Genomic DNA, 16484 nt, shown 5'->3' on the forward strand with positions numbered 1-16484 from the left:
CCGAATCGGGCACGGACGCTCGACGACACGGAGGCAAGACGCCGGTGACCGCCACTCCCCACATTTCGGCCGTGGTGCCGCTGTTCAACGAGGCCGAGAGCCTGCGCGAGCTGAACGCCGAGCTGACGCGCGCGCTCGAAGCACTCGGGCCCGCGTGGGAGATCCTCTACATCGACGACGGTTCGCGCGACGGCTCCGATCGCGTGATCGCCGAGCTGGCGGCCGCGGATGCGCGGGTGCGCGGCGTCTCTCTGAGACGCAACTTCGGAAAGTCGGCGGGGCTCGCGACCGGCTTCCGACTCGCGCAAGGGGAGTGGATCGTCACGCTCGACGCCGACCTGCAGGACGATCCCGCCGAGCTGCCGCGCCTGATCGCGAAACTCGAAGAAGGCTTCGACCTGGTGTCGGGCTGGAAGCAGAAGCGCCACGATCCGATCACCAAGACGCTGCCCTCCAAGTTGTTCAACGCGGTGACCGCGTGGGTGTCGGGCGTGCGGCTGCATGACTTCAACTGCGGCTTCAAGCTCTATCGCCGGGAAGTCGTCGAGTCGATCGAGGTCTACGGCGAGCTGCATCGGTTCATGCCGGCGCTCGCGCACTGGCGCGGCTTCCGGGTCGCCGAGGCGATCGTCCAGCACCGCGCGCGCCGCTACGGACGTAGCAAGTTCGGCGCCTCGCGGTTCGTGAATGGGTTCCTCGACCTGCTGGCCGCGGCGTTCATCTCGACCGCCGGCTTGAAGCCGTTGCATGTGTTCGGGCGCATCGGGCTCTCGTTCATCGCAGTGGCCGCCGCGGTCGCGATCTACTTCGTCGTGCTGTTCATCGGCGGCGAGCCGATCCGCGTGCGCCCGCTGATGCTGTTCGGCGCAGGCCTCGGCCTGGTCGGCGTTCAGCTAATTCTGATGGGGCTGCTCGGAGAGATGATCGCGGCACTCTCGGCGCGCGCCGAATACCCGCTGCGCGCCCGCTACAACCTGGCGGAGGACGCCTGAGCGTCGCTCGCGGGAGTCGCGCGTGAAGGCGTTCATCCTCGCCGGCGGACTCGGCACGCGCCTGCGCGGACGCTTCGGAGAACTGCCGAAGCCGCTCGCGCCGATCGGCGGTCGCCCGTTTCTGGTGCACCAGCTCGAGTGGCTTGCGTCGCACGGCGTGCGCGAGGCGGTGTTGTGTGTGGGGCATGGTTCCGAACAGGTGCTCGAGCAGCTGGGAGCGAATGCCGGAGGCGTGGCACTCGCGTACTCGATCGAGCGCGAGCCGCTCGGCACCGGCGGCGCGCTGGCGCTGGCGCGCCCGCACGTCGCGGGTGCGGCGCTGGTGCTCAACGGCGATACGTTCGCCCCCTGCGACCCGTGGCAGATCGAGCAGGCGCGCTGGCAGCACGGCGCGGTCGCGTCGCTGGCGCTGTTTCAGGTGCCGGACGCGCGTGCGCGCGGCCGCGTCGAGTGCGATGATGCCGGCCGCATGATTCGCTTCGTCGAGAAGGATCCCGAATGGAACGGCGCCGCGTGGGTCAACGGCGGCGTGATGGCATGCTCCGGGGCGTTGTGGCGCGAGCTGCCGGAGGGCGCCTCGTCGCTCGAGCGCGACGTGCTGCCGCGGCTCGCCGCAGAAGGGCGTCTGCGCGGCGAGCGCGTCGCCGGCGGGTTCTGGGACATCGGCACGCCCGAGGACTGGGAGCGCGCCGATCGCGATCTCGGCTCGATGCGGGGAGGCCCGACGGCATGAGCGTTCCGGCGTATGTGCGCGCCAAGGCGCCGCTGCGACTGTCGTTCTGCGGCGGAGGGACCGACGTATCGCCCTACCCCGAAGAGCACGGCGGCATGGTCCTGTCGGCGACCATCAATCAGTACGCCTACGCTTCGCTGCGGCCGCGGCGCGATTCACGCACCACGATTGCGAGCCTCGACTACGACGTGGTCGCCAAGTACGACCATCCGAAGCGGCTCAAGCTCGACGGGAATCTCGACCTGATCAAGGCCGTGGTGCGCGAGTTCAAGCCCAAGACCGGGCTCGACCTGTGGGTGCACAGCGACGCGCCGCCGGGTTCGGGGCTCGGTTCGTCGTCTACGTTGTGCGTCGCGCTGATCGGCGCGCTCGCGGAGTGGAAGCGCAAGTCGCTCACGTCCTACGAAGTCGCCGAGCTCGCGTATCGGATCGAGCGCGTGGACATGAAGCTCGCGGGCGGACGGCAGGACCAGTACGCCGCGGCGTTCGGCGGCTTCAACTTCATCGAGTTCGGACGCGACGCCACGGTCGTCAATCCGCTGCGCGTCCCGACCCACGTGTTGCGCGAACTCGAGTACCGCCTGCTGCTGTGCTACATGGGGCAGACGCGGCAGTCGGCGAACATCATCCAGCGTCAGACTGCGAGCTACCGCTCGGGCCACAAGCGCACCGTCAACGCGCTGCACCATCTCAAGCGTGAGACGCTCGAGATGAAGAAGGCACTGCTGCTCGGCGACGTCGACGGCATGGGCGAGCTGCTGCACGAGGCCTGGGAGGCGAAGAAGAAGCTCGACGAGGGGATCTCGACCTCGCGCGTCGACAAGCTCTACCAGCTCGCGCGACGCGAAGGCGCGATCGGCGGGAAGATGCCGGGCGCCGGCGGGGGTGGCTACTTCATGCTGCTCACCCGCTTCGATCGCAAGCACCGGGTGGCCGCGGTGCTCGAGAAGAACGGCGGGCAGGTGGTGCCGATCCAGTTCGAGCGCCGCGGGCTCATGACCTGGGGCTGGCGGGGACGCGGCCGAAAGGCCTGACATGCGCGTCGCGCTGGTCGGCCCTTTCCACCCGTGGCGCGGCGGAATCGCGCAGTACTTAGGACTGCTGGGCGAGGCGCTCGCCGCGCGCGCCGAGGTGCGCGGCGTGACGTTCACGAGGCAGTACCCGAATTTCCTGTTTCCGGGCTCGAGTCAGCGCGATCCCGACGCGATGGCTCCGCAGCTTCCGGTCGAGGCGCTTCTCGACTCGATCGATCCTCGGAGCTGGCGGCGCACCGCCGCGGAACTCGAACGCTTCGCGCCCGGGCTCGTGATCCTCAAGTGGTGGCTGCCATTCTTCGGTCCCGCATTCGCGTCGGCCGTCGGCCCGCTGCGGCAACGAGGCACCCGTGTCGCGCTGGTGTGCGACAACCTGGTGCCGCACGAGAAGCGTCCGTTCGACGACGCCTTCACCGCCTGGATGATGCGAAACTCCGACGGCTACCTGGTGATGTCGGATCAGGTCGAGCGCGATCTCGACACGATCAAGCCCGGTGCGACGCGGCGCCGGGTGCTGCACCCGCTCTATGCGCACTTCGATCAGGGACGCTACACCCGCGAGACCGCCCGCGCGCGGCTCGGGCTCGAAGGCGAGGTCGCCCTGTTCTTCGGCTACGTCCGCCGCTACAAGGGTCTCGACATCCTGCTCGAGGCGTGGAAGCAGGTGCACTCGAACCGCGCGGCGACGCTGGTGGTGGCGGGCGAGCACTACGAGCCGGCGGGCACCTACCAGTCGCTCATCGACGCGAACTCGCCGGGCTCGGTGCGGATGATCGATCGCTACATCGCGGACGACGAAGTGGAAGCGCTGTTCAAGGCTGCCGACGTGGTGGTGCTGCCCTATCGCTCGGCCACGCAGAGCGGCGTCACGCACGTGGCGTACGCGCTCGGCGTGCCGGTGATCACGACCGACGTCGGCGGACTCGCGGAAACCGTGAAGCCGGGGGAGACCGGTCTGGTGGCGCCGCCCGAGAATCCCGCAGCACTCGCGGAAGCCATCCAACGCTTCTTCGCCGAGCGGCTCGGGCCCCGGCTGCGCGAGGGCGTGCGCGCCCTGCAGGCCGAGCACTCGTGGGAGGTGCTCGCGAACGAGGTGTTGGCGCTCGGTGACACGCTCGCACCCACGCGAGGATGGCGATGACCGGGACCGCTCGCACCGCGCGCTGGATCGCGATCGCCGCATTTCTGATCTATGCCGCGACCGGCGGAGGACGAATCGTCGGAAGCGATGAGGTCACCATGCTCGAGCTCTCGCGTGCCCTGATGCGCGGCGGCGTGGCGGTGCCCGAGGGTGCCACGCTGGCGGGCCGCGACGGCCGCTTCTATACCAAGAACAGCGCCCTGCAGGCGGTGGTCGCGCTGCCGCTGGTCGCGATCGGTGATGGCGCGGCGCAGCTCGCGGGACTGCCACCGGCGAGGCGCGAGCTGGCCGCCCGCTGTGTCGCCTCGCTCCTCAATGCGTTGATTGCCGCGCTGCTGCTCGCGGCGTTCTACGTGGCCGCACGCCGCTTCGGGATTCGAGCCCCCGCGGCACTCGCGGGGGTGGCATTGCTCGGCTTCACGACCCCGCTGTGGGTGTATGCGAAGAGCTTCATGGCCGAACCCCTGCAGGCGCTCGGAGTGCTGCTGGCGCTGGCCGGCGCGTCGTTCGCGGACGAACCGCGGTGGCGTCGTGCGGGCGGCGTCGGTGTGTTCCTCGCCGTCGGTGCCAAGCTCAGCATGCTGCCGTTCGCGCTGGTGGCGCTGCTGCCGCTGCGCGCACAGGCGCCGCAGCGCTGGCTGCCGTTCGCGATCGGACTCGGGAGCGCGCTGCTCGCGCACCTCGGCTACAACGTTGCGCGCTTCGGCACGCCACTCGAGACCGGCTACGGCGCGCAGGCGAGCTTCGCGGCGTACACGACGCCGCTATGGGTCGGCGTCTACGGACTCTTGCTGTCGTCGGGTAAGGGCGTGATGTGGTTCGCACCGGCGCTGTGGCTGCTGCCCGGCGCGTGGCGCAAACTGCACCGTCCGCACGACGAAGCGCGTCACGAGCCCAGTCGCTTTCAGCGCGCGCTACGAGGGCTCGCGCGATTCCTGCCGCGAGGGTGGAGGCCGAGCGAGTCCGAGGTCGTTGTCGAGCATCGCTTCGACGACCTGCGGCGCGCGGCGCCTGCGATCGCGGGCATGGCGGCGATGGCGCTGCTGCTGTACGGCACCTTCGAGCACTGGGCGGGCGATGGTTCGTTCGGCCCCCGCTATCTGGTGCCGTTGTTGCCGGTCGCTTTCCTGCTGGTGGCGTTCGGTCTGCAACACCCCTCGCGCGCGCGGCGTCGCGCGGCGCAGTGGCTCGCGCTGGCGGGCCTGCTGGTTCAGCTCGGCGGCGTGGGAATCCACTTCGGGGCGCAGATGCGGTCGGCCGGCGACTATCCGTATCGACTTGCGCTCTCGGATCCACGATTCATGAGCGACGCGCACTTCAATCCCAGGTTCTCGCCGATTCTCGGCCACTGGCGTCTGTTGATCGCGAATGCCTCGGCCGAAGCACGCGGCGATGCGCCGCGGCTCGAGCTCTCGGCCGCCGCACCGGCGGCCATCGACTCGAGTGCGGCGGCGCCGCCCGGACGCCTCGGGGTGAGCGCGGTCGATCAGGCCCAACTGCTGCGTGCGCTCGACTTCTGGTGGACCTACGCCGCCTACGCCGGCCTCCCGCGGCTGCCACTGCAGGCCGTCGCGCTTCTGCTGCTCGCCTTCGGACTCGCCGCGGCCCTGCGGGCACGTGTCGCCGCCCGGCGGGAAGCATGAGTTCCGCGTCCGCCGCGCCGCAGGCTTCGCGAACGCTCTGGTCACTGGTGCTCAACTGGAACGGACTTGCTGACACGCGGCGCCTGCTGCCGAGCCTGCTCGCGTGTCGCATGCCGGCCGGCTGGCGCCATCACCTGCTGGTGATCGACAACGGCTCGACCGATGGTTCGGTCGCGACGCTACGAACCGAGTTCCGAGACGTCGAGTGGCTCGAGCTGCCCGACAATCGAATGTTCGCGGGCGGTAACAACGCCGGGCTCTCGCACGCGCTTGCGCACGGCGCCGACGCCGTGATGCTGATCAACAACGACACTCAGGCCGATCCGGGACTCTGCGAGCACCTGCTGCTGGCACTCGAGCAGGAGCCGCGCGCCGGGGCGGCCGCGCCGCTGATCTACTTCGGTGCCCCGACGCGCCGCATCTGGTACGCGGGCGGGCGTTGCCTTCCAGCACTCGGACACGCCTCGCACCGCGGGCTCCGAGCACTCGATGAAGGGCAGTGGCGCGTGGTCGAAGACACCGGCTACTGCACCGGCTGTTGCGTGGTGGCGCTGCGCGCGGTGTGGGAGCAGGTCGGAGGCCTCGACGAGAGGTACTACCTCTACGCCGAGGACGCGGACTGGTCGCTGCGCGTGCGGGCCGCAGGCTTGCGCCTGCTGTTCGTGCCGACCGCGCGGCTGTGGCACGAAGTCTCCGCCTCATCGGGGGCCTCGAGCCCGTGGAAGATCTATCAGCGCCTGCGCGCGAACTGGCGATTGTTCGCGACGCACTCCCGTGGCCTCGGCGCACTCACCTGGCTGCCCGCATTCCTCGCGCAGCAGGTGGTGCTGGCGGCCTGGCTCGCAGCCCGCGGTCACCTGGCAGCCGCCCTCGCAGTGCCGCGTGCGCTGTTCGATGCCGTGCGCGGTCGCTCGCCTCGCGAGGTCAAGCCGTGAGCGCCGCCTGGATTCGCATGCCCGAGCGCGGGGCCGGCGAGCCGCCGCTGTTCGTGCGCGAGCTGGTGGCGGCCGCACCCGCCGGTGCGCACGTGCTCGACGCCGGCTGCGGGCCCGGTTCGTGGGACTATCCGAGCCGCCCCGACTTCGCCATTACCGGTTTCGACGTCAAGTTCCCGCCCGGCCCGCCGACTCGGGCGCCGAATGTGAATGTCTTTCGCGGCGACCTGGCGCGACTGCCGCTACGCGATGGCCGATTCGACCTCACGGTGTGCCACTACGTGCTCGAGCACGTCACCGAGCTCGCGCCTTGTTGCGACGAGCTGGTGCGGGTCACGAAACCGGACGGCACGCTGTACCTGTCGGTGCCGCGCGCGGCCGCGTTCGACGATCGCCTCTATCGATTCGCGGGCTACTTCGCCAAGTATGCGCTCGGCAAGTTTCGCAAGCGCATCGAGCATCAGCAGCGCTTCGACTTCGAGCAGCTCACCCGCCTGTTCGCGTCGCGCGGCATGGGACTGACCGCGTTCGCGCGCGTGCCGGCCGGCTTCTCGTGGATGAACGACGCGCGAACCAAGCGCCTGCAGGGCCCGTTCACGAACGCGCTCGCGGGCCTGCACCGGGCGACCGGTGTGGACCTGGCGGCTGACGCGAACTTCGTGATGACGTTTCGGCGTGGCGTGAGCGGCCCGTGGGTCGAACGCCGCGTCACACACGTGTGTCGCGAGTGCGGGGAACTCGCGGTGCTGTCGCCACCCCTTCCGACTCCGCGCACCTGGCAGTGCCCCTACTGCGGCGAGCTCAATCCGCTCGGCCGACCGCGCGGGTGACGGGGCTCGCCAACACCCGTTCGTAGACGCGTTCGAGCCGCCCCACCACCGCGGAGCGGCCGAACCGCGCCAGCGCATCGGCGCGCAGCCGCACCGGGTCGAAGTGCCTGGCACCGACGACGAAGGCGGCGAGGGCGTCGCGCAACGCCGCCGCGTCGCCGACCGGCAACAACACGCCGTTCGTGTCGTCGACGACTTCGTCGGGCCCGCCGCAGCGTGTCGCGATGACCGGCTTGCCGCACGCGAGTGCTTCGACGTAGACGATGCCGAACGATTCCGCCCGACTCGGCAGCACGAATGCATCGCAGCGCTGGAACTCCTCGAGTGCGCGCTCGGGAGCGAGCATGCCGAGCCAGCTCACGCGCTCCGCGAGCCCGAGACGTTGTGCCTCGGCGCGAAAGCGCGGGAGGTCCGGTCCGTCGCCCCCGATCCTCAGCCGCACTCCGGCGCGGTGCAGTTCGGACAGGCGCGGCAGGAGATCGGCGAGCGCCTGCAACAGTTCGCTCACGCCTTTGCGTGCGGTCATGCCGCCGAGCAGGAAGAACGTGAATCCTCGGGGGGTGTCCGGAGGTGCCGGGGCGGGAGCGAAGAACCGTTCGTCCACCACGTTCGGAACCACCTCGGGGGCCGGAAATCCGAACTGCTCGATGCGCCGCGCGAGCGCGCCGCTCACGGCCACGATCGCGGAGGCGTTGGCGAGCGGTTCGGCCAGGATTGGAAGCAGCGTCCCGTCGCGACGCGCATAGACGGCGAGCGGAAACGGCGCCATGTGCTCGGTGATCACGTAGGGCACGCGGTGTTCGCGAGCGAGCTGCATCGCGACCCAGCCGCCCGGGTAACTGCCGTGCGCGTGAATGACGTCGATCGCACCCCAGTCACGAGATGCCCGCTGCCAGTTCCGGCGGCTCGCGGCCAGCAGCGCTTGGCGATTGCCACCATTCCAGCGCTGACTGGTCGCCAGGGCGGCGTGCTCGAACTCGAACACGTTCGCGGTCAGTGGCGTCGTGCGCGGCGGTTCCGAAAGCCGAGCGAGTGCGCGCAACAGACAGCGCGGCGAGCGTCTCAGGTGGTCGGGCGAAACGAAGCCCTCGCCCTGATTCCACAACCCGAGTCCCACCCTCCATTCGGGGCGCAACGTGCCGAGCGCAAGCGCCTGATCACGTGCGAATGCACCTTCGAACGGAAAACAGGCGTGCGGGTACCAGGAGGGAACGATGAACAACCGCATCGAGAGCCGGCCTCGGGGTGAGCGACGAAGGTCGAAGTGCGGCAGCATAGCGCGGTTTGTCAGGACGTGCCGTCGCCACCTAGGCTGCGCGCGATGACGCTCTTCCCGCTCGATCGGTCGCCGTGCGCGACGCGCTGAAGCAACTGCGCGGCGAGTCGCTGGTCTACGGGCTCGGCCAGTTCGGCGGTCGAGCGGTGCAGCTGCTGCTGGTTCCGGTGCTCACGCGCGTGCTGGCACCCGCCGAGTACGCAGTCTCGGAGCTGGTGGTCGCGTATTCGCAAACCGCGATCTTCCTGCTGGTGCTCGGCATGGACGCGGCGCTGGCGCGCTTCTTCTATGGCGCGACCGATCGTGCGGCCCGCATCGGCATGACCTCGACGTCGCTGTGGTTCCGGCTCGCGCTCGGCCTGGCGGTCGCGCTCGTGTTGCTGATGCTGGCGCGGCCGATCGCGGTGTCGCTGCTCGGTAACGCGGTCTACACCAAGTACGTCGCGATCGGCGCGGCAACCGTGCCGTTCACCCTCCTGACGTTGTTCGCGAACGATGTGCTGCGGGTGACCTTCCAACCCGACAAGTTCATCGCGATGAACCTGCTCCAGACCCTCGTCGCGGTGGCGCTGGCGCTCTACCTGGTGGTGGTCCGCGACATCGGCGTCGTGGGCGTTCTGTACGGACGACTCGCGGCGGACGGTTGTGCGGCGCTGCTCGGATTGCTGCTGCTGCGCCATTCGATCCGCTTCCGGTTCGAGGGCGCGACGCTGCGTCGCATGCTCGCGTTCGGCCTGCCGCTGGTGCCGGCGGCGTTCGCATTCGGGCTCATGGCGAGCCTCGACCGATTCTTCCTGCTGCGCTCGCACACGCTCGCCGACGTCGGTGCCTATTCGGTGGCGATGAAGTTCTTCGCGGTCGCCACGCTCGCAGTGTCGGGCTTCCAGCTTGCCTACGGCCCGATCGCGTACGCGCGCGCCGCCGCAACCGGTGCGGCGGCGGGGCGCATGTTCGCGCGAGTGTTCGCGGGCTTCGCGGCGTTGATGGCGGTCGGAGGGCTCGCGATCTCGGCCGCCGCGCCGCTGGTGCTCGAGTGGCTGGTGCCGCCGGTCTACCGCGACATCACGGTCGCGGTTGCATGGCTCGCTTTTGCCGCCGCCGCATACGGCGCGTACACTCTCGCCGCCATCGGGGTGAGCCTCTCGCTTCGAACCTGGTGGCTGGCAGGGACAGCCGGACTCGCCGTGGTGGTCGACGCGGTCGCGCAGGCGCTGCTCACGCCCCGCTTCGGGGTCGCGGGCGCTGCGGCCGCGACGTGCTGCGCCTACGCCACCGCCGCCGTGCTGACCTACCGCGCGGCCCAACACCTGTATCCGCTGCCCTACCAGGGGGCGCGCGCGGCCATGGTGCTCGGAGCGGGACTCGTGCTCGCGCTGTTCGTCTCCGTGCCGGGATGGATTCCGGCCGGACCGCTCGGATGGTTGGCGCGCGCGGGCGTGGTGGTGCTGTTCGCTGGGGTGCTCGCGGTGACGCGCGCCTGGAGCCTGACCGAGGCTCAGCTTGCGCGTGCGACCGCCGCAGCTCGAGAACCGGATCGCGAGAGCCGAGAGGACTGATCATGTGCGGGATCGCCGGACTCTATTGCCGTGACGAACGCGTGGACCTGGGTCGACTCCACCATATGCAGCGGCTGATGCGGCACCGCGGGCCCCACGACGAAGGGGCGGTGCTGATCGATCGCTCCGGTGCGGTGATCACCATGGGCGGTCCCGACACGCCGCGCGAAGCATTCGCGAGCGGGCTTCGCTTCGCGCCCGGGCGCCAGGACGGGGCGGTCCGCGACGCCTCGTTCCAGATCGGTCTGGCGCATCGCCGGCTCGCGATCGTCGATCTCGGGCCGACCGGTCATCAGCCGATGTGCGACGGCGAGGGTCGCCTGTGGATCACCTACAACGGCGAGATCTACAACCACGTCGAGTTGCGTGACGAACTGAAGCGCGGTGGGGCGACGTTCGTCGGTACCAGCGATACCGAAGTAATCCTCGCCGCCTATCGCGCCTGGGGCGCCGACTGCCTCTCTCGCCTGAATGGCATGTTCGCCTTCGCACTGTGGGACGGCGGCTCGCAAAAATTGTTCTGCGCGCGCGACCGGCTGGGCGTCAAACCGTTCTACTACCAGTGGGATGGCAGTCGATTCGCGTTCGCATCGGAGCCCCGCGCGCTGGTGCTCACCCAGCCGCAGCGTATCCAGGCGCGCCTCGCGGCGGTGCGCGATCTGGTGGCGCTCGACTGGGTCGATCACGACACACACACCTTTTTCGACGGACTCGTTTCGCTGGCCCCCGGGCACTCGCTGACGCTGGGTCGCGACGGGCTTTCCATCCGTCGGTGGTGGACGCTGGATCCCGACGCCCGTGCGACCGGATCGACCGCCGAGTGGGAGGCGCGGTTTCGCGACCTCTTCACCGACGCCGTGCGCATTCGGCTGCGGGCCGACGTCGAAGTCGGCGCGTGCCTGTCGGGCGGTACCGACTCGAGCGCCGTCGTTACCACCGCCGCACGCCAGCTCGAACGACCCATGCATGCATTCACGGTTGCCTACGAAGAGGGTCCGGCATTCGACGAGCGCCCCTTCATGCGCTCGGTCATCGAGGCGAGCGGCGCCACGTCTCATCTGGTGGTGCCCGATGGTCGCGACTTCTGGACGGTATTCGACCGCATCGTGGAGTCGCAGGCCGAACCGACCGCGGGCCCCGGTGTCTACTCGCAGTGGAAGGTGATGGACCTCGCGCACGGCAGCGGATTGCGAGTGCTGCTCGATGGTCAGGGCGGCGACGAGATCCTCGCCGGCTACTTTCGCTACCTGCCGCTGCGGTTGCGCGACCTGCTCGCGACCGGCGACGTCGGGAGCTTCGTGCGGGACCTGGGTGGCGTGGCGCAGCGGCTCGGGCTCGTCCACACGTTCGCGCTCGCCTTCGAGCCATGGCTGCCGGCGGCGCTCGTCCGCCCGTTGCGGCGCGCGTTCGGACAGGGCAAGGATCGCGTGCTGGGAGAGGACCTGAGGGGACGCGAAATCGAGTCGCCCGGGCCGCCCGCCGGCTGGGGCACCGCGGTGCGCGCCCAGCAGGTGTTCGACGCGACGCAGCGGCTGCTGCCGTCTCTGCTGCGCTACGAAGATCGCAACAGCATGGCGTTCGGCATCGAGACGCGGCTGCCGTTTCTCGACTACCGAGTGGTCGAGTTCGCGTTCTCGCTGCCCGACGAACAGAAGCTCTCCGGCACCACCACCAAGTCGATTCTGCGCCGCGCGCTCGCCGATCGGATCCCTCAGCGCGTGCTCGAGCGTCGCGACAAGATGGGCTTCGAAACGCCGACCGACCTGTGGTTGCGGGGTCGCGAGGCCGGCGAGCTGCGGCGTCGGTTGCTCACTCCGGGTGCACTCCACGCGTGGGTGAATCCCGATGCGATGCGTGAACGGCTGGCCGAGTTCGCGGCGGGCCGCAACCTGGGTCTCCAGGTGTGGCGGTGGCTGTCGCTCGAGGCATGGGCGCGCGAATACGTCGTGGCGGATCCTCGGGTGATCGAACGCGCCCAGCCGGACTACACCCACCCCGGGCTGCACCTCAACTATGAACAGGTGCAGCAGCGGATCGAGCAGGAGACCGTCGGAGCGGCCTGAGTTCCTCATGGATCTGGTGGTTCTCTCCGAAGTGAGGTGGGGATACTTCCGCACCCGTAAGCAATTCCTGCTGTCGCGCTTTCCGGAGCGCTGGCGGGTGTTCTTCGCGCAGCCTCCGGCGGCCGGGGCTGACGATCCGTGGACGCCCCGTCACGAGGGCCGCGTGACCTACTTCACGGTCCCGTTCCTCAAGCCCGTGACCCGCAATCGCCTTTACAACGCGGCGGCCGCGACCGCGCCGGGTCGCGCGCTGATCGAACGGACGGCGTGGAGCCATCTGAGTCGTCGGTTGCGCGAACTGGGCGTCGAGCCGCGACCGGTCGTCATGGCCTCGAACATCTACGCGGCGCAGGCGCTCGAGCGCCTCGAGCATCGCGCGGCGTTCTACGACTTCAATGATCATCCCTTTCAGTTCGCCGGAGTCCCGGATTGGACGCATCCTTACTGGCCTCGCGCGCACGCGGCCGTCGACTGGATGTTCGTGGTCTCGGAGTGGTATCGCCGCAAGCTGTCGACGGAGGTCGCAGCCCCACTGGTGCCGCTCGGCAACGGAGTGGAGTTCGATCGCTTCGCGGCCCCGTCGCCGCCGCCGGACGAACTCGCGCAGTGGCCGCGTCCGTGGATCGGCTACGTGGGGTTGCTCTCGCACTTCCTCGACTTCGAGCTGCTCGAACGCCTGCGCGCGGAACGCCGCGGAGGAACGCTGATCCTGATCGGCCCCGGAAGCCCCGCCACCGATGATGCGGTCCGCGCGCTGGCGGCGCGCGGGGGCGTGGCGGTGCTCGGATCGCGGCCCTACGAGCAGGTGCCCGGCGTGATGCAGGCGCTCGATGTGGGTGTGATACCTTTCCGGGCGCACGATTCCTTCGTGCAGGGCATCAACCCGAACAAGGTCTACCAATACCTGGCCGCGGGGTGCGCCACGGTTACCACGCCGCTGCTCGACCTCGAGGCGGCGCCTCCGCACCTGCAGTTCGCCGCGGAACCGGGCCACTTCGTGTCCGCGGTGCACGCGGCGCTCGACGCGGGGCGCGATCCGGATGCCTGCCGCGCGCTGGCGCGCCCGCATGACTGGGGCGAGCGGGCGACGCGCATGGTGACCGAGATCGAGCGTCGGCTGAGCGCCGTTCGATCGGATTCTCAAGCCCGCGAGGACGCATGACGAAAAAGCCGGCCGCTTCGCGCCCCATCTCCGCGCGCCCCGCGTGGTCGTTCGACATTCGCGTCGTGGCCGCGATCCTCGGACTCCTGACTCTGGCGCTGTTTCACGAGGTCGCGCTCGAGGGCATGACGTTCGCCTCGCCTGACGCGAACAACCCGGCCGGCTTCGTGCGTCCGGGCGAGGAAGCGCTCAAGCATGGCGAGTACCCGCTGTGGAATCCCTACGTCTTCCTCGGCATGCCATCGTTCGCCAGTGGCGGCTACAACCCCTACATCTACCCGCCCGACTGGCCGCTCGCGCTCGTCGAGCGTGTGATTCCGCTGCCGAGTTTGACGTGGATGCTGCTCTACTACTTCCTGGGCGCATGCTTCGCAGCGCTGCTCGCACGGGAGTGGGGTGCACGCCCCGGGGCCGCCATGATCGTGGGGGCGCTGTTCGCATTCACCCCCAATCTGGTCGCGGTCGGCTCGCACGGGCACGGAAGTCAGCTGGTCGACTCGGCGTATCTGCCGTTGCTCCTGTGGCTCGCTTCCCGATGGCTCAGGCGCGGCAGCCTTCGAGACCTCGGCTGGCTCGCGCTGGCGGGTGGCTTCCAGATGCTGCGCGGTCACGCGCAGATCGTCTTCTACACCTGGATGGCGGTCGGGCTCTACCTGCTCGTCGACCTCGCGGTCTCGTTCGTTCGAGCGCAGGACGAACGTCCGCTCACGACTCGCTTGCTGCGCGCGGCCGGAATCGGTGCGGCGATGCTGCTGGCGTTCGGACTCGCAGGGTTCTACAACCTGCCGCTGCGCGACTATGCGCAGTACTCGATCCGCGGGGGCGGGGTCGACGGTGGCGTTGGCATGCAGTACGCGACGTTCTGGTCGCTCGCGCCCTACGAACTCGGCACGTTCGTGATTCCCCATGCGGTCGGATTCGGAGGGGCCACCTACTGGGGCGGCATGCCGTTCACCGACTACCCGAATGCCTTCATCGGAGTGGTGGCGCTCGCCCTTTGCCTGCCGGCGCTGTTCGTCGGCGGAGCTCCGCGCGTGTTTGCGCTGGTGCTCGCATTGTTCTCGCTGTTCGTCGCGTTCGGAAGCAACACGCCCGTCTACGGCCTGCTCTATCAGCACCTGCCGCTGTTCAACAAGTTCCGAGTGCCGGTGATGATCGTGCTGCTCACGCACCTCGCGGTCGCGCTCGCGGCGGGCTGGGGTTGGACGCGCGTGCTCGAGGAACGCGACGCTTCCGTTGCGCCGCGCCGCTTCGACGCGTCGCGTGTGCTGCTCGCCGTGGCGCTGATCGGTGCGCTGGTGCTGGTGGCTGCGATCGCGACCGGTGAGGGTTGGCGCACGTCGTACGTAGCGGATGCGCTACGGCTCAAGCAGCGCTTCCAGGCGGACGCCGCAAACTACGCGTTCCAGCTCTACCTCGGCGACGTGAAGCGACTCGGGCTGTTCGCGATCCTGGTCGGGCTGCTCGGATGGGCGGTGGCGCGGCGTCGGGTGCCGGCGCTGCTCGGAAGCTTCGCGATGCTGCTGCTGGTGTGCTTCGAGGTGTGGCCGGTCGACCGAGCGGTCATGACTCCGGTGATCGGAATGCCGGCGATGAACGACCCCGAAACGGGTCGTGACGATGTCGTGCGGTGGCTCGAGAGCAATGCACCGGCGGACCCCTATCGCATTCTGCCGTACAGCGAATACCAGTCGAATCGATTCGCGACGTTTAAAATCGCCTCGCTGGGCGGCTATCACGCAGCCAAGCCCCGCGCGTTCCAGGATCTGATCGAGCGTGACATCCACAACAATCTGAACTGGCAGCGCCTGTTGAACATCCGCTACATCGTGGTGGGCACGATCCTCGACTCGCCGGGACTGGTCGAGCGGATCAGGGGGCAGAGCGGAATCGTGTACGAGAACCTGTTCGCGCTGCCGCGCGCGACCGTGGTCGGGCGCTATCGGGTGGCGCCGGTCGACACGGCGATGATCGACAGCATTTCGTACTCGATCGACGACGTCGCGAACCTGACGTGGCTCGACCGCGATCCGGGTCTCACTCTGGGCCCGGTCGAAGGTGCAACCGCGAAGATCGCGAACTACGGACTCAATCGCGTGACGGTCGATGTCGAGACTCCGGGCCCCGCGCTGCTGCGACTCGCCGACGCCTGGTATCCCGACTGGGTCGCCACGGTGGACGGACGGCCGACCGCGGTGTTGCGAGCCGACTACGCACTGCGAGCGGTCGAGGTGCCGGCCGGCAAGCACCGGGTCGAGTTCCGATTCGAATCGAAGTCGGTGCGACTGGGGCTCACGCTGTCTTTCGTGAGTCTCACGGTGATCCTGCTGCTGCTGCTCGCGGGCTTCTGGACGGCGCGCCGGCGCCGGACCGGCCCCGAGCCGGGAGCTGCCTGAGCTTGGAAACGCTGGTCATCATTCCCACGTACAACGAGCGCGAGAACATCCCGACGCTGCTCGATCGCTTGCTCGCGCTGCCGTATGGACTCGAAGTCCTGGTGGTCGACGACAACTCGCCCGACGGCACCGGAGACCTGGTTGCGGCGCGCTGTGACTCGGAACCCCGGATTCACCTGCTGCGCCGCCCCGGCAAGCTCGGACTCGGCTCGGCCTACCGCGATGGGTTCCGCTATGCGCTCGATCGCGGTGCCGAATTCATCTTCGAGATGGATGCCGATTTTTCACACGACCCGGACAGCATCGGGGAGTTCCTGCGTCACGCGCGTGAAGTGGACCTGGTGCTGGGCTCGCGCTACCTCGGCGGCAAGGTGACCGTGGTCAACTGGCCGCTCGGGCGGCTGATTCTTTCCTATGGAGCGAACCTCTATACCCGGATCATCACCGGGCTTCCGGTGTATGACGCGACCGGTGGCTTCAAGTGCTTTCGCCGGCGGGTGCTGGAGGCGATCCGACTCGATCGGGTGCGCTCCGACGGTTACGCCTTCCAGATCGAAATGAACTACAAGGCGTGGCGCAAGGACTTCCGCATGCGGGAGATCCCGATCGTGTTCGTCGATCGCCGTGCGGGGGTGTCCAAGATGAACCGCAAGATCATCTGGGAGGCGGCCGGCATGGTGTGGCGGCTGCGGCTCAGCGACCTACTCGGACGATTGGAGTGAC

General features: G+C 68.9%; 13 protein-coding genes. 12 read left to right on the forward strand and 1 reads right to left on the reverse strand.

The window, feature by feature from the left end:
* Positions 1-44 precede the first annotated feature (44 nt).
* From HOP12_13550 to HOP12_13580, 7 genes are read left to right on the forward strand one after another with little or no spacing between them, the layout of a single operon-like run.
* Positions 45-992 carry a glycosyltransferase family 2 protein gene (locus HOP12_13550; protein NOT35166.1) on the forward strand — a complete coding sequence of 316 codons (948 nt, stop codon included), beginning with the start codon at positions 45-47 and terminating at the stop codon, positions 990-992.
* Between the two features lie 22 nt (positions 993-1014).
* Positions 1015-1725 carry an NTP transferase domain-containing protein gene (locus tag HOP12_13555; GenBank protein NOT35167.1) on the forward strand — a complete coding sequence of 237 codons (711 nt, stop codon included), beginning with the start codon at positions 1015-1017 and terminating at the stop codon, positions 1723-1725.
* Positions 1722-2759 carry a GHMP kinase gene (locus HOP12_13560; protein ID NOT35168.1) on the forward strand — a complete coding sequence of 346 codons (1038 nt, stop codon included), beginning with the start codon at positions 1722-1724 and terminating at the stop codon, positions 2757-2759. Before HOP12_13555 ends, HOP12_13560 begins: the two co-directional genes overlap by 4 nt.
* 1 nt (position 2760) lies before the next feature.
* A complete protein-coding gene (locus HOP12_13565) occupies positions 2761-3900 on the forward strand; it encodes a glycosyltransferase (GenBank protein ID NOT35169.1) in 1140 nt (379 codons plus the stop codon).
* Positions 3897-5543, forward strand: coding sequence for a hypothetical protein (locus HOP12_13570; GenBank protein NOT35170.1), 1647 nt, complete (start codon positions 3897-3899; stop codon positions 5541-5543). The genes HOP12_13565 and HOP12_13570 overlap by 4 nt, the downstream gene beginning before the upstream one ends.
* Positions 5540-6478 carry a glycosyltransferase family 2 protein gene (locus tag HOP12_13575; GenBank protein NOT35171.1) on the forward strand — a complete coding sequence of 313 codons (939 nt, stop codon included), beginning with the start codon at positions 5540-5542 and terminating at the stop codon, positions 6476-6478. The genes HOP12_13570 and HOP12_13575 overlap by 4 nt, the downstream gene beginning before the upstream one ends.
* Complete coding sequence (locus HOP12_13580) at positions 6475-7308, forward strand: class I SAM-dependent methyltransferase (protein NOT35172.1); 834 nt, start codon at positions 6475-6477, stop codon at positions 7306-7308. Before HOP12_13575 ends, HOP12_13580 begins: the two co-directional genes overlap by 4 nt.
* Here HOP12_13580 and HOP12_13585 read toward each other — a convergent pair.
* A complete protein-coding gene (locus tag HOP12_13585) occupies positions 7280-8536 on the reverse strand; it encodes a glycosyltransferase (GenBank protein ID NOT35173.1) in 1257 nt (418 codons plus the stop codon). The genes HOP12_13580 and HOP12_13585 overlap by 29 nt on opposite strands.
* A 122-nt stretch (positions 8537-8658) precedes the next feature.
* On the opposite strand from HOP12_13585, the gene HOP12_13590 reads away from it, so the two are divergent.
* From HOP12_13590 to HOP12_13610, 5 genes are read left to right on the forward strand one after another with little or no spacing between them, the layout of a single operon-like run.
* Positions 8659-10140 carry an oligosaccharide flippase family protein gene (locus tag HOP12_13590; GenBank protein NOT35174.1) on the forward strand — a complete coding sequence of 494 codons (1482 nt, stop codon included), beginning with the start codon at positions 8659-8661 and terminating at the stop codon, positions 10138-10140.
* A 2-nt stretch (positions 10141-10142) separates the two neighbouring features.
* Positions 10143-12203, forward strand: a complete 2061-nt coding sequence (gene asnB / locus HOP12_13595; protein ID NOT35175.1) for an asparagine synthase (glutamine-hydrolyzing) — start codon at positions 10143-10145, stop codon at positions 12201-12203.
* 7 nt (positions 12204-12210) lie between these two features.
* The gene (locus tag HOP12_13600; GenBank protein NOT35176.1) at positions 12211-13365 is read left to right on the forward strand and encodes a glycosyltransferase; all 1155 of its coding nucleotides are present in this window, start codon (positions 12211-12213) and stop codon (positions 13363-13365) included.
* Positions 13362-15761 carry a hypothetical protein gene (locus HOP12_13605; protein NOT35177.1) on the forward strand — a complete coding sequence of 800 codons (2400 nt, stop codon included), beginning with the start codon at positions 13362-13364 and terminating at the stop codon, positions 15759-15761. Before HOP12_13600 ends, HOP12_13605 begins: the two co-directional genes overlap by 4 nt.
* A gap of 2 nt (positions 15762-15763) precedes the next feature.
* Complete coding sequence (locus HOP12_13610; protein NOT35178.1) at positions 15764-16483, forward strand: polyprenol monophosphomannose synthase; 720 nt, start codon at positions 15764-15766, stop codon at positions 16481-16483.
* Position 16484: the final 1 nt, after the last annotated feature.

The sequence above is a fragment of the Candidatus Eisenbacteria bacterium genome, from assembly GCA_013140805.1.
Lineage (GTDB): Bacteria > Eisenbacteria > RBG-16-71-46 > RBG-16-71-46 > RBG-16-71-46 > JABFRW01.